This window comes from Amycolatopsis sp. NPDC006125 (assembly GCF_040614195.1).
Taxonomy (GTDB): domain Bacteria; phylum Actinomycetota; class Actinomycetes; order Mycobacteriales; family Pseudonocardiaceae; genus Amycolatopsis_E; species Amycolatopsis_E tucumanensis.
The window spans coordinates 120,027-137,729 of record NZ_JBEXTZ010000008.1; the positions used below are offsets into that span (position 1 = coordinate 120,027).

General features: G+C 69.2%; 17 protein-coding genes. 6 read left to right on the forward strand and 11 right to left on the reverse strand.

The window, feature by feature from the left end:
• The first annotated feature begins 10 nt into the window (after positions 1-10).
• The 3 genes from ABZ193_RS06875 to ABZ193_RS06885 are packed head-to-tail and all read left to right on the forward strand — an operon-like array spanning position 11 to position 2,227.
• Positions 11-820, forward strand: coding sequence for an ABC transporter ATP-binding protein (locus tag ABZ193_RS06875; protein WP_017986208.1), 810 nt, complete (start codon positions 11-13; stop codon positions 818-820).
• 25 nt (positions 821-845) lie between these two features.
• Positions 846-1,733, forward strand: coding sequence for a glycosyltransferase family 2 protein (locus ABZ193_RS06880; RefSeq protein ID WP_345070265.1), 888 nt, complete (start codon positions 846-848; stop codon positions 1,731-1,733).
• Positions 1,734-1,780: 47 nt separating this feature from the next.
• The gene (locus ABZ193_RS06885; protein ID WP_354709207.1) at positions 1,781-2,227 is read left to right on the forward strand and encodes a nitroreductase family deazaflavin-dependent oxidoreductase; all 447 of its coding nucleotides are present in this window, start codon (positions 1,781-1,783) and stop codon (positions 2,225-2,227) included.
• Positions 2,228-2,293: 66 nt separating this feature from the next.
• On the opposite strand, the gene ABZ193_RS06890 is transcribed toward ABZ193_RS06885, so the two are convergent.
• Together ABZ193_RS06890 and ABZ193_RS06895 are read right to left on the reverse strand one after the other, a co-directional pair.
• A complete protein-coding gene (locus ABZ193_RS06890; protein WP_237338266.1) occupies positions 2,294-3,052 on the reverse strand; it encodes a decaprenylphospho-beta-D-erythro-pentofuranosid-2-ulose 2-reductase in 759 nt (252 codons plus the stop codon).
• On the reverse strand, positions 3,049-4,440 hold the full coding sequence (locus ABZ193_RS06895) for an FAD-binding oxidoreductase (RefSeq protein ID WP_051079482.1): 1,392 nt from the start codon (positions 4,438-4,440) through the stop codon (positions 3,049-3,051). The genes ABZ193_RS06890 and ABZ193_RS06895 overlap by 4 nt, the downstream gene beginning before the upstream one ends.
• A gap of 76 nt (positions 4,441-4,516) precedes the next feature.
• Here ABZ193_RS06895 and ABZ193_RS06900 point away from each other — a divergent pair, with 76 nt between their 5' ends.
• Both ABZ193_RS06900 and ABZ193_RS06905 read left to right on the forward strand, forming a co-directional pair.
• Positions 4,517-4,999 carry a GtrA family protein gene (locus ABZ193_RS06900; protein WP_237338267.1) on the forward strand — a complete coding sequence of 161 codons (483 nt, stop codon included), beginning with the start codon at positions 4,517-4,519 and terminating at the stop codon, positions 4,997-4,999.
• A 67-nt stretch (positions 5,000-5,066) separates the two neighbouring features.
• Positions 5,067-7,007: a glycosyltransferase gene (locus tag ABZ193_RS06905; RefSeq protein WP_027935618.1), complete on the forward strand. Its 1,941-nt coding sequence runs from the start codon at positions 5,067-5,069 to the stop codon at positions 7,005-7,007.
• Positions 7,008-7,644: 637 nt separating this feature from the next.
• On the opposite strand, the gene ABZ193_RS06910 is transcribed toward ABZ193_RS06905, so the two are convergent.
• The 8 genes from ABZ193_RS06910 to ABZ193_RS06945 form a co-directional block, all read right to left on the reverse strand.
• A complete protein-coding gene (locus tag ABZ193_RS06910) occupies positions 7,645-7,887 on the reverse strand; it encodes a hypothetical protein (RefSeq protein WP_020416454.1) in 243 nt (80 codons plus the stop codon).
• 71 nt (positions 7,888-7,958) lie between these two features.
• Positions 7,959-10,082, reverse strand: a complete 2,124-nt coding sequence (locus ABZ193_RS06915; RefSeq protein WP_354709208.1) for a hypothetical protein — start codon at positions 10,080-10,082, stop codon at positions 7,959-7,961.
• A 36-nt stretch (positions 10,083-10,118) separates the two neighbouring features.
• The gene (locus ABZ193_RS06920; RefSeq protein ID WP_020416452.1) at positions 10,119-10,898 is read right to left on the reverse strand and encodes a hypothetical protein; all 780 of its coding nucleotides are present in this window, start codon (positions 10,896-10,898) and stop codon (positions 10,119-10,121) included.
• 67 nt (positions 10,899-10,965) lie between these two features.
• A complete protein-coding gene (locus ABZ193_RS06925; RefSeq protein WP_237338270.1) occupies positions 10,966-12,924 on the reverse strand; it encodes an arabinofuranosyltransferase in 1,959 nt (652 codons plus the stop codon).
• Complete coding sequence (locus ABZ193_RS06930; protein WP_051079577.1) at positions 12,921-13,790, reverse strand: decaprenyl-phosphate phosphoribosyltransferase; 870 nt, start codon at positions 13,788-13,790, stop codon at positions 12,921-12,923. The genes ABZ193_RS06925 and ABZ193_RS06930 overlap by 4 nt, the downstream gene beginning before the upstream one ends.
• A 157-nt stretch (positions 13,791-13,947) precedes the next feature.
• Positions 13,948-14,469, reverse strand: coding sequence for a phosphatase PAP2 family protein (locus tag ABZ193_RS06935; RefSeq protein WP_017986196.1), 522 nt, complete (start codon positions 14,467-14,469; stop codon positions 13,948-13,950).
• Positions 14,462-15,685, reverse strand: coding sequence for a UDP-galactopyranose mutase (gene glf, locus ABZ193_RS06940; protein WP_020416449.1), 1,224 nt, complete (start codon positions 15,683-15,685; stop codon positions 14,462-14,464). The genes ABZ193_RS06935 and glf overlap by 8 nt, the downstream gene beginning before the upstream one ends.
• A gap of 48 nt (positions 15,686-15,733) precedes the next feature.
• Entirely contained in the window at positions 15,734-16,618 is an 885-nt protein-coding gene (locus ABZ193_RS06945; RefSeq protein WP_237338271.1) for an LLM class flavin-dependent oxidoreductase, read from the reverse strand.
• A 63-nt stretch (positions 16,619-16,681) separates the two neighbouring features.
• Here ABZ193_RS06945 and ABZ193_RS06950 point away from each other — a divergent pair, with 63 nt between their 5' ends.
• Positions 16,682-17,497: an HAD family hydrolase gene (locus ABZ193_RS06950; RefSeq protein WP_020416447.1), complete on the forward strand. Its 816-nt coding sequence runs from the start codon at positions 16,682-16,684 to the stop codon at positions 17,495-17,497.
• Here the strand turns inward: ABZ193_RS06950 and ABZ193_RS06955 are convergent.
• Positions 17,494-17,703 (reverse strand): integrase core domain-containing protein (locus tag ABZ193_RS06955; protein ID WP_354709210.1); only part of this gene is annotated, 210 nt, incomplete at its 5' end. The genes ABZ193_RS06950 and ABZ193_RS06955 overlap by 4 nt on opposite strands.

Sequence of the window (17,703 nt, forward strand, 5' to 3'; positions counted from 1 at the left end):
GAACAGACCAATGGTCAGCATTGATGTGCAGAACGCGTACGTCGACTTCCCGATCTTCGACGCCAAGACGCGGTCGCTGAAGAAGAAGGTCCTCGGCAAGGTCGGCGGCAAGATCGGCACCGAGTCGAAGGTGCCGATCATCGAGGCGCTGCAGGACATCACCCTGTCGCTGCGCGAGGGTGACCGGGTCGGGCTGGTCGGCCACAACGGGGCGGGCAAGTCGACCTTGCTGCGGCTGCTGTCCGGCATCTACGAGCCCACCCGCGGCCTGGCCCGCGTGCAGGGCAAGGTCGCGCCGGTGTTCGACCTGGGCGTCGGCATGGACCCGGAGATCTCCGGCTACGAGAACATCATGATCCGCGGTCTGTTCCTCGGCATGACGCGCAAGCAGATGGAGAAGCGGGTCGACGACATCGCGGAGTTCACCGAGCTCGGCGACTACCTGCAGATGCCGCTGCGCACCTACTCGACCGGTATGCGGGTGCGGCTCGCGCTGGGCGTGGTCACCACCATCGACCCGGAGATCCTGATCCTGGACGAGGGCATCGGCGCGGTCGACGCGGCGTTCCTCAACAAGGCGCGGGACCGGCTCGTGGATCTGGTGAACCGCTCCGGCATGTTGGTCTTCGCCTCGCACGCCGACGACCTACTCTTGGAGCTGTGCACGACGGCCATCTGGATGGACGAGGGCCGGATGAAGATGCGGGGCGGCCTGCGCGAGGTGCTCACCGCGTACAAGGGCCGGGACCCGTTCGAGAACATCAGCGCGGAAGCCGCGCAGCGGATCGACGCCGCGCCGGCGGTACAGGGCGGGGAGTGACATGAGCGGTCCGGAGCAGGCTCCGATGCGACCGGGCGGTGTGGCGGCGGTGGTCGTCACGCGGCACCGCCGTGAGCTGCTCGCGGACTCGCTGAAGATCATCGCCGCGCAGACCCGGCCGGTGGACCACCTGGTGGTCGTGGACAACGGTCCGGACCAGCCGGCGCGGGACGTCGTGGAGTCGTTCCCCGGGCAGTACACGTACCTGCCGTCGCACCACAACCTGGGCGGCGCCGGCGGGTTCGCGCTCGGGATCCTGCACGCGCTCGCGCTGGGCGCGGACTGGGTGTGGCTGGCCGACGACGACGGCCGCCCCGCCGACGAGACGGTGCTGGCGGTGCTGCTGGAGGAGGCCGAGAAACGCGGCCTGGCCGAGATCTCGCCGATGGTCACCAACATCAACGCGCCGGAGAAGCTGGCGTTCCCGCTGCGCCGGGGCCTGACGTGGAAGCGGTCCTCGGCGGAGCTGGGCACCGACTTCCTGCCCGGCATCGCGTCGCTGTTCAACGGCGCGTTGTTCCGGTCGTCCACCCTGGACGTGGTCGGGGTGCCGGACCTGCGGCTGTTCGTGCGCGGCGACGAGGTCGAGGTGCACCGGCGGCTGGTCCGTTCCGGACTGCCGTTCGGCACGTCGCTGCGGGTGTCCTACCTGCACCCGGACGGTTCGGACGAGTTCAAGCCGATGCTCGGCGGGCGGTTCCACGCGCAGGACCCGGAGAACGAGGTCAAGCGCTACTACACCTACCGCAACCGCGGCTACCTGCTGTCCCAGCCGGGGATGCGCAAGATCGGCGCGCTGGAGATCCTGCGGTTCGGCCTGTACTTCGTGGGCGTGAAGCGCGACCCGGGCGCGTTCGTGCAGTGGCTCAAGCTGGTGCGCCAGGGGCAGCGGGAGCGCTTCTTCCGCTACTGATCGTCGGTGGCAGGAATAGCACGGCCGCCGACCGCCTTGTGCTGGACATGAGTGATCCCTCCGGGGGAGAGTACGCACCGAGCCCCACTGACTGGGTCCGCGAAGCCGTGGAGAGGTTCGAGGCGTCCAACGGCGAAGCCAACCTGAACGAGCCCGGCGGCGGCGCGATCATCGTGATCACCACCGTCGGCGCCAAGACCGGCAAGATCCGCAAGTCGCCGATCATGCGGATCGAGAAGGACGGGAAGTACCTCGCGGTGGCGTCCAACGGCGGCGGCCGCGCGAATCCGGGCTGGGTCAGCAACATCCGCGCGCATCCGGTGGTGGAGCTGCAGGACGGCCCGGTCAAGAAGACCTACGTCGCCCGCGAGCTCGACGGCGAGGAGCGGCGCGAGTGGTGGGAGTACGGCGTCGCGGTCTGGCCGACGTACCTCGAGTGGGAGCGGAAGACCGACCGCCGGATCCCGCTCGTGTTGCTGGAGCCGCCGGACTGAGCGGCTTCCGACCTGCTGAACGTGAGAGGCCCCGGACAGCGCCCGGGGCCTTTCGCGTGGAACCGATCAGATCGGCAGCTTGCGGAAGATCGGTCGCGGCACGTGGCGCAGCACCGACATGACCGCGCGGAACGCGCCGGGTGCCCACACCAGGTCCTTGCCCTTGCGCGCCGCGTCGACGGCGATTTCGGCGACCTGCTCGGCGGTCTGCTCCAGCGGCGCCTTGCCAAGGCCCTCGGTCATCTTCGTCTTGACCTGGCCCGGCCGCACGACCGTCACCTTGACGCCGGACGGCGCCAGCGCCTCGCCCAGGCCCAGGTAGAACCCGTCGAAACCGGCCTTCGTCGAGCCGTACACGAAGTTCGACCGCCGCACGCGCTCACCGGCCACAGAGGACAGCGCGATCACCGAGCCGTGGCCCTGCTTCTTGAGCTTGTCCGCCAGCGCCACGCCGACCGACACCGCCGCGGTGTAGTTCACCGTGGCCAGCTCGACCGCGGTGGCGTGGTTCTGCCACGCCTCCTCGTTGTCGCCGAGCAGGCCGAACGCCACCACGGCCACGTCGATGTCACCCTGCGCGAACGCCTGGTCCAGCACGGCCGGGTGGGACGCGGTGTCCTTCGCATCGAAGTCCACTTCGGACACCGTGGCGCCTGCCGCGCGCAGCTTCTCCGCGGCCAGCTTGCGCCGCTCGGACGCCCGCGCCGCCAGCACGACGCGCAGTTCGGGCGCGTCCGCGAGGTACTTCTGCGCGATGGCCAGCGCGATGTCCGACGTGCCGCCGAGCAGCAGCAGGGACTGGGGGTTGCCAACAGCGTCGATCACAGTTCAAGCCTCCGGCTCATGTCGGACGCGAACACGCCCTCGGGGTCGACCGACTGGCGGATCTTGCGCCACTCCTCCAGCCGGGGGTACATCTTCGCGAAGGTCTCCGGCGTGGTGCGCGAGTCCTTCGCGGTGTACAGCCGCCCACCGGCCGCCAGGACGTCTTCGTCGAGTTCGGTGCAGAAGCGGCCGAGGCCGTCCTTGATCGGGAAGTCCACGGACAGCATCCAGCCCGGCGACGGCCAGGACAGCGGCGCGCGGTTGCCCTCGCCCATCCGCTTGAACACGTTCAGGAACGAGTAGTGGCCCGACGTCGCGATCTTGCGGCACAGGTCCTTCAGCGCGTCCTCCCGGCCGAACGGCACGGAGAACTGGTACTGCAGGAAACCCTTGGAACCGTAGGCGCGGTTCCACTCGCTGAGCATGTCCAGCGGGTGGTAGAACTGCGTCAGGTTCTGGATCTTGCCGCGCGCGCCCTTCTTCGGCACCGTGCGCTGCCAGATGTTGTTCAGCATCCCGAACGTCAGCTTGTTGCCGAGGCCGTTGGGGAAGACGTCGGGCAGCGTCATCAGCTGCGGCGCGTCGAACTTCAGCGGATCGGCCTGCAGCTTCGGCGGCAACTGGTCCAGCTTGGCCAGCGAGCCGCGGGAGAACGTGGCCCGGCCGAGGCGGCTGTCGGAGTTGATGAGGTCCGGCACCGACATCGAGTAGTCGTAGTTCAGGTCGGACCCGTTGCTGAACAGCTCCAGGGTCTCGTCCAGGCTCGACGTGCGGTCCGCGTCCACGATGAAGTAGGCGCTCTCGGTCTTCTTCATGCGGATCTTCGCGCGCACGATGATGCCGGTGAGGCCGATGCCCGCGACCGTCGCCCAGAACAGCTCCGACTCGGGGCCCTCCGGGGTCAGCGTGCGGATCTGGCCGTCCGCGGTCACCAGGTCCATCGACAGCACGTGGTTGCCGAAGCTGCCCGCGCTGTGGTGGTTCTTGCCGTGGATGTCGTTGGCGATCGCGCCACCGATGGTCACCTGGCGCGTTCCGGGCAGCACCGGGACCCACAGACCGTACGGCAGCGCGGCCTTCATCAGCTGGTCGAGGCTCACCCCGGCGTCCAGGTCGACCTCTCCGGTGTCCGGGTTGATCGAGTGGATCGTGTTCAGGGCGGTCATGTCGATGACGAGACCACCGGCGTTCTGCGCCGGGTCCCCGTAGGAGCGGCCGAGCCCGCGGGCGATGACGCCGCGCTCGCCGGCCTGCGCCACCGCGCGGGCGATCGTCTCCACGTCCGGCGTGGTCAGCACGTCTGCGACGGTCGGGGCGGTGCGACCCCACCCGGTGAGTGTCCGCCGCTCGGTATGCGGTGTCGTGTTCACCCGGACCAGGGTAACCATCCCCGGGGGGCGGCTTTGACCGAGGCGCTTCTACACTTTTCCGGTCCTGGAAATCGCACGCTGGCGAGGTAGTGCAGTGGTGTCTACGGAACCGCAGGAGCAGGCAGTGACCGCGAAGGCGAGCCCGGGCCTGCTCGGCCAGTTGGTGCGATTCGCGCTGATCGGCGGATTTTGCGCGTTGCTCGATCTCGGTACCTACACGGTGTTACGAGCGATCGGACTTGATTACGCTCCGTGGGACACGGTGGCGCGCGCGATCAGTTTCATCGTCGGCACCACGACCGCCTTTTTCCTTAACCGGAAGTTCACGTTCTCCGGCGGCCGCAAAGACGGCAAGGGTCAGATCGGCGGCTTCGTCCTGCTGTACGGCGTCACTTTCTTCGTGGCCGTCGGCATGAACGCGCTGATGTTGCACGTGCTCGGCGAGTTCGCGTTCAAGCCGACCGTCGCGTGGGTGATCTCGCAGGGCACCGCGACCGCCATCAACTTCGTGATGCTCAAGTGGGTTGTCTTCCGCGAACAAGGTGTGACCGATGTTTCGCCGGAGTCCGGCTCGTGATTCCTTCACAGGTGACCCGTGTAACTTGGCTGGCGCTAGTCGGATTCCCCTGGAGGACTGAGAACTGATGGCCGGCAAGACTGCCGCGGGACAGCCTGCCCCCGCGAAGGCGAAGACCAACGGAGCCCAGGCGATGCAGGACCAGACCACGTTCGCCGAACACGTTCCGCAGGGCCGCCTGACCGCGCAGCGCGGGCTGTACGCCGGGCCGTCGCCCATCGTTTCCAAGGACCTCTACTCCGAGGTGCTCGAGGGTGTCGTGAACCGCGGGCGCGACGGCGTGACGCTGGAGCCGTCGGCGCGCGTGTCCGGCAACACCTACTTCGGCCGGTTCCCGGCCAGCTACTGGCAGCGCTGGACAAAGGTGCGCCAGGTCCGGGTCGAGGCGGTCGTGAGCGGGGCGGGCCAGCTCGCGGTGCGCGCGTCCGACGTCGAGGGCGAGCCGCGCACGATCGAGGCGCGCGAGGTCGAGGGCGCCGACGGGGCGGTCGTGGCGTTCGACGTCAAGATCGACAAGTTCTACGACGGCGGCGCGCTGTGGCTGGACCTGGAAACCCAGGCCGGGCAGCGGCTGACCGTGGAGCGGGTGCGGTGGACCGTCGAGCCGCCGGAGAAGATCCGGCCGACCGCGGTGACCATCTGCACGATGAACCGCGCCGACGACTGCCTGAAGAACCTGCAGGCGCTGGCCGGTGACCTCCAGTCGCTGGACACCCTGGACGCCATCTACGTCGCCGACCAGGGCACCGACCGCGTCGACTCGCGCGACGGGTTCGCGCAGGTGGCGGCCGACCTCGGCGACAAGCTGAAGTACATCACCCAGCCGAACCTCGGTGGCGCCGGCGGTTTCACCCGCGGCCTGTACGAGGTGGCTGGGCACACCGAGACCGAGCACGCGAACGTGCTGTTCATGGACGACGACGTGCTGCTCGAGCCGGACCTGGTCGTGCGGATGACGGCGTTTTCGAACATGGCCGCGAACCCGGTCATCGTCGGCGGGCAGATGCTGAACCTGCTGCACCCGCACCAGCTGCACGTGGGTGCCGAGTACGCGCGGCTGGAGAAGCTGGAGCCGGGGGTGCCGGTCGAGCACAGCCTGCACACGGCCGACCTGCTGGGTGTCGACGAGGAGACCGGCGAGCCGAACCGCCAGGAGAAGCGGCTCGACGCCGGCTACAACGGCTGGTGGTCGTGCCTGATCCCCTACGAGGTGGTCAAGGCCATCGGGTACCCGATGCCGTTCTTCTTCCAGTGGGACGACGCCGAGTACAGCTACCGGGCGCGGGCGCACGGCTTCCCGACGGTCACCCTGCCCGGCGCGGGTGTCTGGCACGCGGACTTCCACTGGAAGGACTGGGACGAGTGGCACCGGTACTTCAACCTGCGCAACTCGATCATCACCGCGGCGCTGCACAGTGACTTCAACCTGAACGTGGTGTGCCGGACGCTGATGGCCCAGGTCGTGCGGTACCTGCTGGGCATGCAGTACGGGTTGACGCACACGCTGATCAAGGCGGTCGAGGACTTCCTGGAGGGCCCGTCGATCCTGGAGGACGGCGGTGTCGCCGCGATGCAGGAAATTCGCGCCATCCGGGCCCAGTACCCGGAGACGAAGCGTCACGACGCCACCGAGGTGCCCGGCATCGCGTCCAACGACATCGGGATCATCAACGCCGCGCCGCGTCCCGCGCTGCAGCGGCTGATCCTGGTGAAGCGGGTCTTCGACCGGCTGCGCGGCCGGTCCCGGTTCGCGCTGGGCGCCGTGCCCAATGATGAGGCTCACTGGTGGCACGTGGCACTCTTCGACACCGCCGTGGTGACCGACGCGTCCCAGGAGGGCGTGCGGGTGCGCAAGTACGACCGGGAACGCATGTTCGAACTGGGCAAGCGCGCGATGAAGACCCTGAACCGGCTCCGCAAGGAGGGGCACGCGGTACAGGCTCAGTACAAGCGCGCCCTGCCGCAGCTCACGAGCCGCGAGAACTGGAAGCGGTTGTACCGGCTCTGAGGTTTTTCGGCTTTTGGCCGGCCCTGCTGCTTCTGCGGCAGGGCCGGTTTTGTTCTTGGGTGTTTGTGGGTGGGCGGGGTTGGCTGGTGGGGCGTGGCTGGGCTTGTCGCGAGCGCGCGGCTGGGCTTGTCGCGAGCGCGCGGCTGGGCTTGTCGCGAGCGCGCGGTTGGGCTTGTCGCGAGCGCGCGGCTGGACCTCTCGCGGCGCGTGCCTGGGCTTTTCATGAGCGCGCGGTTGAGCTCCTCGCGGGGGACGCGAGGCTGGCCCTTTCGTCACGCCTTCGCTGGGCCGCTCGTGGGTGCCCGGCCGGCCCCCTCGTAAACGACGGCTGGGCCAACCGTGCAGCCACCACTGGCCGCTCGCGTGGGCACGAACCGTTCTCACGTGGCACTGCCGCCGAACCGTCCGGGTCGCCACCACTTGCCCACTCATGCGGGCGCGACCGGTCTCCACGTGCCATCGCCCCTGGGCCACTCGTGTGACCGCGACGGGCTCCCACGTGCCATCGCCGCTGGGCCAACCGTGCCGCCACCGCTGGGTCGCTCGCGCCCGCATGAACGGCACCCACGTGGCGCCGCCGTTGGGCGGCTCGCGCGGCCGTGGCGGACTTCCCTGCCGAACCGGGCCGGCGGGCGGGTCAGCGCAGGCCGAAGACCTTGTTCTTCCGCTGCAGGTCATCGATGTACGCGACGGCCACTTGGCTGAAGTTCACGCTCACCTTTGCCCCCTCCTTGGTCTTCACCGTCTGCACCGAGCCGTGCTCGAGCAGCAGGTGCAGCTCCTTTTCGAGCTCTTCGACGTCCTCCGGCGGCAGCGCGAACAGCAGCGGCTCACCGCCGGTCGCCAAGTGCAGGACCAGTGCGGGCTTCTCGTCACTCATGCGTCCAGCACACCAGCCGCCGATCTTGTTCGGCAACAAAGTTCGCGCACAGCAGAGGCGCGAACCCCGGTCTACTGGCTCAGCCAGTAGCCGTACGAGGTGTAGTCCGGGTAGGGGTTCAGCAGCGGGCGCGGCTGCTGGATCTCGACCTCCACCGATGGCCCCGTCACCAGCTCGGCCGGCACCGTGAAGCTGTACGTCGACCACGTGCCCTGCTGGGAATCACGCGTCCAGACGCCCGCCTCCACGCCGTTGACCAGCACCCGCATGTCGAACACCGTGCCGTGCATCGCCGTGCGGGACGTCAGCGTCAGGGGGCGGCCGGGCACCAGGTTGTGCGCCGTGAACCTCTCCCCGCCGACGATCGGCCTCGCGCTGTCGATCACGTCGCCCACCCGGCCCAGCGACGTCCACGGCTGCGTGCCCACCTGGGCCAGCACCGGCTCGTACCCGTGCTCCCCCTCGCTGCGCAGGTCACCCACGTTCACGTAGTCCCGCAGCTCACCGGGCACCGCCTGGGAGTCGCCGCTGCCCGCCAGCGACCAGTCCGCCTCGTACACGTTCAGCCAGCGGAACGGGACGATCAACCGCCCACCCAGATCCGGCTGGGCCTGCACCTCGAAGCTCATCTCCGACGGCGTCCGCAACACCCCGACGTCCTTCAACGGCTCCATCGACGGCCCCGGCCACGGGTCGTACACCGCGAAGTACTCCGGCCGCTCCGCCGCGGGCAGGTGCTTCAACGCCTCGTACAACGAACCCGTGCCGTTGTTCGCCGGCGCCGCGAAACCGTTCGTGCCCAGGCCGATCAGGTCCAGCACCCGGTGCCCGCCGAAGTACGCGACCGCGCCGACGTCCTTCACCGCCACCACCGAACCCGGCGGCAGGTTCCCCCGCACCCACTGCGCCACCGACACGTCCGTGTCGCGAATGGCCGCCGTCGCCCGGCCGAACCGCACCGACCAGCTCGGCAGCGTCGCCAGCGACAACACCAGCACCACCACCAGCGCGCCGTGCAGCGAGATCCGCCGCGCCCGCTCCCGCGCCGCGATCCGGCTCAGCCCGTACACGCCGATCACCACGAACAGCACGAACACCGGCATGAACGGCTGCACGTACCGCAGCTCGTGCACCAGCGCGGTGTTCAAAGTGGACACCGACACCAGGATCAGCAGCAACCCGGCCGCCAGCGCGTACAGCATCGGCCGCCACGTCGGCCGCGTCAGGAACACGTAGACCATCCCCGCCGCGAACACCAGCAACGCACCCGGGAACGCGTAGTCCTGCCCGTCGAAACCCAGGAAGATGCTCACGAACGCCCGCGCGTTCGCCATCGTGCGGTCCGCGAACTCGCTCAGCCAGAACACCGGCCGGTCGTGCAGGAACGACTTCGACTGGATGCCGTTCGCCGACGCCGTCCCCGTCGCGATCTTGTAGAACAGCAGTTGCGCCACGCCGACCGCGATCGGCAGCAGTGTCCACAGTGCCCGCAGCACCGTCCGCCGTGGACGCGTCATGTGCCGGTGCGCCCACACCGTCCACAACGCCGCGAACGCGAGCGTCACCGCCAGGATCAGGCCCTCGGTCCGCACGAGCGCCAGCAGGCCGCCCAGGATCGGCGTCCACCGGAACCGCGCCCACGGCTGCTCGGTCACGAACGCCAGCAGCGTCGCGACCACCAGCAGCATGACCAGGCCGACCTCCATGCCACTGGCCGAACCCCACGCCAGCGGCCCGCTCAACGCGACCAGGACACCCGACCACACGCCGACCGAACGCGACACCAGCTTCGTGCCCAGCACCGTGACCAGCCCGGTCGCCAGCGCGAAGCACAGGATGCCGAACCCCATCGCGAAGGCCAGGAAGAACGTGCCGTGGAACCCCACCAGGTACGCCGCACCCAGCACCAGCGCGTACAACAGGCTGCTCGCCCCGGCGCTGATGTCGTCGCCCGTGTTGAACTGGAAGAAGTGCCCCAGTCCCAGCTGCCGCCCGTACTGCAGGTGGATGTAGACGTCGTCGAGCGGCGCGATCAGCTTGCCCTGGTTCCACGCCATGCCACTGGCCACGAACACCACGCCGACCAGCGCGGCCAGCGCCCCGGTGAGCCAGAACTCCGGATTCCCGGGCAGCGACCGGCGCGGCCGGCGAGCGGTGCGGTCGACCTCGTCTGAAACGTCCAGAACCTGTGTCACTTCACGCACACGCCCGGGCCTGGTTCCGTGGTTGCCTCATCGGGCCAGGCTATCCCTCGACTCACGCCACTGGTCGAACAGCAGGTCCCGGTGGACCTCGTGGTAGCGCGCCAGGTCGAAGATGTGCACCGTCTTGGACCAGCGGCCGTCCGGACCAGGGCGGAACCCGTCGGCCTCGGCGCGCTCGAAATCGCTGCCCAGGTAGTGCACTCCGACCGAACCGTCCAAAGTGATCCCCGCTACCTCACACGACGAACCGAGGTACTCCGCGCGCGTGCTCACCTCGGCGACCCGGCCGCCTTCGGTCTCCAGCACACCGGACCGCGGGCGGCCGCTGACGACCGCGGCCTGGCCGTTGGGCCAGCCGCCGTGCGGCGTGATGCCCTCGACCGGCCGCGCGAACCGCGCCGCCCGCCACCGCGTGAACAACAAGTCGTTCTGCCGTTCCGCGTAGTCACGCAGATCCCGCATGTCGACGGTCTTGTAGTACTCGTAGGAGTTCTCCTGGACGAAACCGTTGATGGTGGCCCACTCGTGGTCCCATTCGGCATCCAGAACGCGTGCGGTGCCGTTCTCGTACGCCGCGTCGACCATCACGCGGTGGTCCCGGTAGGTGGCGTAGACCTGCACCGAGAAAACGCGTTCACACATCTCCACCGGAACCGGGCCGGCGAGTTCCTGGCGCGGGAACGGCGCCGGTCTCGCGTCCCGCACCTGCGGGAAGTGCACGTAGTTGTCGCCCGCCGCATACGAAACCGGGTGCGCGACGCCGTCCACGACGGCGATCGTGCCGGTGCGGTACAGGGGGTAGGTCACGCCGGAGCCCCCTCTGCGTTTCCGATCAACGGGTGTGTGCGGAGCAGTTTACGAGAAACTCACACATTCAGCTAATCGGTGGTGCCGAAGAGTCCACGATCACCGTGAACGGCCCGACGTCGCGCCGCTCGAACTCGGGCGCCGAGAACAGTTCCGGCGCGAATTCGACCTCGTCGACGCGGATCGGCACGGCACGCGGGAACGTGTCGGACACGACCGGCGCCAGCAGTTTCCCGTCGTCGCCGCGGCGCAGCACGAAGACGTTGGGCGCCTCGTGCGGGTTCGTCCGCAGCCGCGCGAGGAGGTCGGCCGAGTCCCGGGCGGTCGCCCAGGACCGGATCTCGTCGTTGCGCTGCGTGTAGCCGGCCAGCGGGTTCGCGTAGTGCGGCGTGGTCTGCTGGAAACCCCAGTACGGCTCGAACGACAGCAGCCGGTCGTGCGCCGAGAACACGATGTTGCCGGTCGGCGGCCGACCGGTCAGCTCGGCGATCGTGCTGATCAGCTGCGGCGTCCAGTACCCGTCCTGCTGTGGGTCGTGCCCGAAGCTCGCGGTCCAGCCGTCCGGGTAGTAGTCGGACTCGGCGGTGTCCACCGAGTCCTTCATGGTCGTGCCCACGATCGTCTGGGACACCGATACCGCGCCGAGCACGGCCAGCGCGAACGCGACCGTCCGCACCGGGCGGACCCGGCCGATCAGCCTCGGCAGCACCCGCACCAGCTCGACGAGCGCGAACACGCCGGCCACCGCGAGCACCACGTCGACGGTCACGATGAACCGGAACGACAGCAGCGTGGTGCGGACCAGCAGCGCGAGGTTCGACAACGCGAACCAGGCGTAGACCAGCGCGGTCAGCACCAGCATCACCAGCGCGACCGGGTCGCGGCGGGCGCGCAGCACCAGCCACACCAGACCGGCCAGGCACAGCACGCCGAACGCGCTCGCCGAGGTGAACGGCATTGGGAAGTAGGCGCTGATCTCGGGTAGGAAGTGCGCGGCGACGTTCGGCTTGCCCAGCCCGCCCGCCAGGATGAACGGGCCCCACGTGATCAGGGCCAGCACCGCCGTGACCACGCCGATGACCACCAGGCGCAGCAGCAACCGCCGCACCACGGGCCACGGCTGCTGCCCCGCGCGGACGTCCAGCGCGAGCACGACCAGCGCCAGCACCACCACGGCCGCCACGCCGTACGCGACGTGCAGCGTGTAGGTGACCGCGGAGAAGCCCAGGTAGACGCCGATCAGCAGCAGCGTCCAGGCCGGCACCCGCTCACGCGAGCGCAGCGCGTGCCAGGCCAGCAGCATGACCGGCGGCAGCCACGCGGTGGTCGGCCAGGCGTACGGCTCCTCCGGCCCGAGGGCGACGAACCCGGCCAGGATCGTGGCGACCGAGGCCAGCAGCGCCATCCGGCGCCGCACGACCAGGCTCCACAACACGAACGCGACCACCCCGGACACCGCGGCCCAGGTGATCGAGTACGGCTTGTAGGCGGCCCAGCCCTCCAGCCCGAGCAGGTTCGCGAACCGGCCGCCCAGCCAGAACCAGCCGCCCGGGTAGTAGGCGGCCAGCCCGTGGTAGTTCACATCGGCCAGCCCGGCCGTCTCGGTCAAGCGCTCCAGGTACTGCAGGCGGAACGTGTTGTCCACGCTGGAGCCGCCGAGGAAGAACCGGGTGCCCTGCAGCGGGATCGCCAGCAGCAGGGTGGACAGCGCGGTCAGCGCAGCCCAGCTGCCGCCGAGGCGCACCCACAGCGGCCAGCGGGCCGCGCCGCTGTAGACCAGCGACCCGAACAACACGACGACGATCACCGCGACGGCCAGGTTGACCAGCGCGTCCGGCACGTACGTGCCCGGGTCGACGCCCAGCTTGTTCGAGCCGAACTGCAGGACCAGGCTGAACACGACCGCCGCGACCGTGCCCAGCACGAGCTCGGCCAGCGTGCGGCCGGGTCCGAGGCGGGTCAGCGCGGGGCGCGGTGCGGGTTCGGTCGACGTGCCGCCGCCGGGCCGGGCCAAGGTGGTCGTCACAGGTAGAAGGTGATCCCGAGGGTGGCGACCCACAGCACGCCGAGGACCTGCAGGATCCGGTCCTTGAGCACGATCTCGTCGGGCGCGCCCGCGGTGCCGCCGTCCACGTCGACCGCGTAGCGCAGCACGGCGATCACGAACGGCACCATCGAGATGACCGGCCACACGGACTGGTCGGCGCCCTCACGCAGCTCGAACGCCCACAGCGAGTACGACATGATCAGGATCGCCGCCGCGGTCGCCCACACGAAACGCAGGTAGCTCGCCGAGTACTTCTTCAGCGACGAGCGGATCTTCGCCCCGGTGCGCTCGAAGAGCATGATCTCGGCGTAGCGCTTGCCCGCGACCATGAACAGCGAACCGAACGCCGTGACCAGCAGGAACCACTGCGACAGCGCGATGCCGGCGGCGACACCACCGGCGATCGAGCGCATCAGGAAGCCGGACCCGACGATCGCCAGGTCGATCACCGGCTGGTGCTTGAGGCCGAAGCAGTAGCCCAGCTGCACCGCCTCGTAGACCCCCAGCACGATGGCCAGTTCCGGGCTCGCGAGGAACGACAGCCCCAGGCCGACGCCGAAGAACAGCACCGCGGCCGCGTACGCGACCGGCACCGGCACGATCCCGGCCGCGATCGGCCGGTTCCGCTTGGTCGGGTGCGCCTTGTCGGCCTCCACGTCGACCGCGTCGTTGATCAGGTACACCGACGACGCGACCAGGCTGAACGCCACGAACGCGATGACCGCGTCGAGCAGCACCGAACCGTTGGTGATCTGGGCCGCGGTGAACGGCGCGACGAAGACCAGGACGTTCTTCGCCCACTGCTTCGGCCGTGCGGTCTTGGCGACGCCGAGGACCATGCCCACCGGGCCGCGCTTGGCCGCCGGAGCCGGTTCGGTCGTCGTCTCGGCCGGCTCGGCCGTCTCCGCCGACTGCGCGGTCTTCGCCTCGGCCGTTTCGCTGGTTTCGTCCACGATCTCGGCTTCCGCGGCGTTGTTCACTGATTTGGTCACGGGTGGTTCCCTACCCCTTTTTGCGGATTTTCCTGCGCAGCAGACCTCCGACCACACCGCCGAGCGCGGCGCCGGCGAGCACATCGGTCGGGTAGTGCACCCCCAACACGAGCCGGGACGCCAACATCGGCGGGACGAGCGCGGGAACCAGGTTACGCCCGGTCAATCCCGAGTAGAGCACCGCCGCCGCCGTAGTGGACGTGGCGTGCGAGGACGGGAAGCTCAACCGGCTCGGTGTGCCCACCAGGACCTCGACGCTCGGGTCCTGCGGGCGGGGCCGCCGGACCACGCGCTTCACGGCGATCGACGCGCCGTGCGCGCCCACCACGCCGGCGGCCGCGACCAGCCAGTCCTTGCGGCGCTTGCGGTCCACCGCGGCACCGACGAGACCGGCGGCGAACCACCCGATCGCGTGCTCACCGAAGTGGGACAGGCCACGGGCGGCCTTCACGGTGGCCGGGCGCTTCAGGGCGCCCTGGACCTTGGAGAGCACCTCGATCTCAGCGGCGCGCTCCGGCTTCTTCTCAAGCATCGATGCTCCCGTCCAGGGGGGCGCCCTCGGTCAGGTGCGGGGCGATCTTGTTGTCGAAGACCGACAGCGCCGAACCGATGGCCATGTGCATGTCCAGGTACTTGTAGGTGCCGAGGCGGCCGCCGAAGAGCACGTTGCGCTCGCGCGCCTCGGCCTTCGCCAGCTCCCGGTACCGCTCCAGCTTCGCCCGGTCGTCCGGGGTGTTGATCGGGTAGTACGGCTCGTCGTCGTCGTTCGCGAAGCGCGAGTACTCGCGGACGATGACCGTCTTGTCCTTCGGGTAGTCGCGCTCCGGGTGGAAGTGGCGGAACTCGTGGATCCGCGTGAAGGGGACGTCCTCGTCGTTGTAGTTCATGACGGACGTGCCCTGGTAATCACCCGTGGGGACGACCTCCTGCTCGAAGTCGAGCGTGCGCCAGCCGAGGCGGCCCTCGGAGTAGCCGAAGTAGAGGTCCAGCGGGCCGGTGTAGACGGTCGGCGTGCCTGCCGGGATGCGGTCGCGGACGTCGAAGTAGTCGGTGTTCAGGCGGACCTCGATGAGCTCGTGGTCGGCCATCCGCTCCAGCCAGGCGGTGTAGCCGTCGACCGGCAGGCCCTCGTAGGTGTCGTTGAAGTACCGGTTGTCGAAGGTGTAGCGCACCGGCAGGCGGGTGATGTTGCCCGCGGGCAGCTCCTTCGGGTCGGTCTGCCACTGCTTGGCGGTGTAGCCGCGGAAGAACGCCTCGTACAGCGGGCGGCCGATGAGCGAGATGGCCTTCTCTTCGAAGTTCTGCGCGTCCGCCGTGTTGATCTCGCTGGCCTGCTCGGCGATCAGCGCGCGGGCCTCGTCCGGCGTGTGCGACTTGCCGAAGAACTGGTTGATCAGCGCCAGGTTCATCGGCAGCGGGTAGACCTGCCCCTTGTACTTGCCGAACACGCGGTGCTGGTAGTTCGTGAACTCGGTGAACTGGTTGACGTAGTCCCAGACCCGCTTGTTCGACGTGTGGAACAGGTGCGCGCCGTAGCGGTGCACCTCGATGCCGGTCTCCGGCTCGGCCTCGGAGTAGGCGTTGCCCCCCAGGTGGGAACGCCGTTCCAGCACGAGCACGCGCTTGCCGAGCTGGCTGGCCGCGCGCTCGGCGACCGTCAGCCCGAAGAAGCCGGAGCCGACGACGACCAGGTCGTACCCGGCGAATTCGGCGTCGGTGACGTCAGTGTTGCTCGTGTGCTCGCTCACGGGAAGCGAGGGTACCGACGCTACTGAGGGCAATCGCACCCACATTCACTATTGCGCTTCGCGCAGGCCCGGGAGCACGTCGGCCACCACTTCTTCGAGCACGGCCTCGCGACCGGCGTACGGACCGGACGAACGCGGCCAGTGCACGACCACGTCGGTGAAGCCGAGCTCGGCGGCGCGACCGGCCGCGTCGGTGAACGCCTGAGCGCTGACCAGGGAAAACACCGGGGACGAGTCGAGGCTGAGGTACCGGTGGACGTCCTCACCCGTCCGGTCGTTCTCGGCCAGCACCTGGTCGAAGCGCCGGGACAGCTCGGCGACGCCCTGCCACCACTCGTCGAGCGTTTCCACCCGGGGACCGGTGGTCACCCAGCCGCCACCATAAGTTGCGGCAACTTTCATCGCGCGCGGCCCGTTGGCGGCGATCAGGAACGGAATTCGCGGCCGCTGCACGCAACCGGGCAGATTGCGGGCGCCGCGGGCCGTGTAATAGGTGCCCTCGTAGTCGAACCCGTCGGTGATGAGCAGGCCGTCCAGCGCCTCGACGAACTCGGCGAACCGGTCCGACCGCTGACGCGGGGTGAGCTCCTCGCCGCCCAGCACGCCCGCGTCGTAGCCCAGGCCGCCCGCGCCGATGCCCAGGATGAGACGACCGTCGGCCACGTCGTCGAGGGTGATCAGCTCGCGGGTGAACGGCACCGGGTGGCGGAAGTTGGGCGAGGCGACGAACGTGCCGAGCCGGATCGTGGAGGTCACCATGGCCGCGGCGGTCAGGGTGGGCACTGCGGCGAACCACGGGCCGTCGACCAGCGTTCTCCAGCCGAGGTGGTCGTAGGTCCAGGCGTGGTCGAAGCCGTACTCCTCGGCGGCCCGCCACTTCGGCTCGGCCGCCCACCACCGGTCCTCGGGAAGAATCACGATGCCAACGCGCACCGGCCCACGCTATCGGTCAGCACCGACAATCCGTCGGCCCGGACCCCAGGGGACAATGGGGGTGTGGAGAAACCCCTGCTGATCGCGTCGGATGTGGACGGCACCCTGCTCGACCCGATGGAACGGATGTCCCCCCGCACCGCCGCCGTGCTGCGCCGCGCCACGGAAGCGGGGATCCCGATCGTGCTCGCCACCGGCCGCCCGCCGCGCTGGATCCCGTCGGTGGCGCAGGCCGGCGGCCTGACCGGTTACGCAGTGTGCGCGAACGGCGCCGTGCTGTACGACATCGGCAAGGACGAGGTGGTCGGGGTGCACGGCGCGCTGGAGCCGATGATGCTCAACGACGCCGTGCACGAGCTGACGAAGGCGCTGCCGGGCGCCGGGTTCGCCGCCGAACGGGTCGGCCGCCGCGCGCTCGACCCCGACGTCGAGCACCTGGTGGTCGAGCACGGCTACCACAACCCGTGGGGCGACGGCGAGGGCGTGCCGGTGTCCCGGGCCGAGATCGTCGGGCGGCCTGCGGTGAAACTGCTGGTCAGCCACCCGGACATGACGTCGGACGAGATGGCGCGGGCGGCGCGCGCGGTGCTCGACGAGTCGGTGGACATCACGTTCTCCGCCAGCGGCGGGCTGATCGAGATCGCGGCGCACGGCATCACGAAGGCGACCGGGCTGGCCGAGGTTGCCGAGCGATTCGGCGTGCCGGTCGAGCGGATCATCGCGTTCGGCGACATGCCCAACGACCTGGAGATGCTCAAGTGGGCCGGGCACGGCGTGGCGATGGCCAACGCGCACCCCGAGGTGCTGGCGATCGCGGACGAGGTGACGAGCCCGAACAGCGAGGACGGCGTCGCGCAGGTGCTCGAGCGCTGGTTCTAGGTGTGTTGTTTGGTGAGGTTGGTTCCGCGGCTGGCTGGGGTGTGGCCGTCGATGCCGGTGTGGGGTCGGTGGTAGTTGTACCAGTGCAGCCAGTCGGGGAACGCTGTTTGGCGGTGGGTTTCTGAGGTGTAGGGCTGGTGGTAGGCCCATTCCTCGAGCAGGGTGCGGTGGAAGCGTTCGACCTTGCCGTTGGTTTGCGGGCGCCA

What these genes read in the sequence shown, in the direction of transcription:
- ABZ193_RS06910 (WP_020416454.1), bottom strand. Translation starts at nt 7,887, where the DNA reads ATGAGTGACGAGAAGCCCGCACTGGTCCTGCACTTGGCGACCGGCGGT.
- ABZ193_RS06895 (WP_051079482.1), bottom strand. Translation starts at nt 4,440, where the DNA reads ATGGTTACCCTGGTCCGGGTGAACACGACACCGCATACCGAGCGGCGG.
- ABZ193_RS06885 (WP_354709207.1), top strand. Translation starts at nt 1,781, where the DNA reads ATGAGTGATCCCTCCGGGGGAGAGTACGCACCGAGCCCCACTGACTGG.
- ABZ193_RS06875 (WP_017986208.1), top strand. Translation starts at nt 11, where the DNA reads ATGGTCAGCATTGATGTGCAGAACGCGTACGTCGACTTCCCGATCTTC.
- ABZ193_RS06935 (WP_017986196.1), bottom strand. Translation starts at nt 14,469, where the DNA reads ATGCTTGAGAAGAAGCCGGAGCGCGCCGCTGAGATCGAGGTGCTCTCC.
- ABZ193_RS06905 (WP_027935618.1), top strand. Translation starts at nt 5,067, where the DNA reads ATGGCCGGCAAGACTGCCGCGGGACAGCCTGCCCCCGCGAAGGCGAAG.
- ABZ193_RS06880 (WP_345070265.1), top strand. Translation starts at nt 846, where the DNA reads ATGCGACCGGGCGGTGTGGCGGCGGTGGTCGTCACGCGGCACCGCCGT.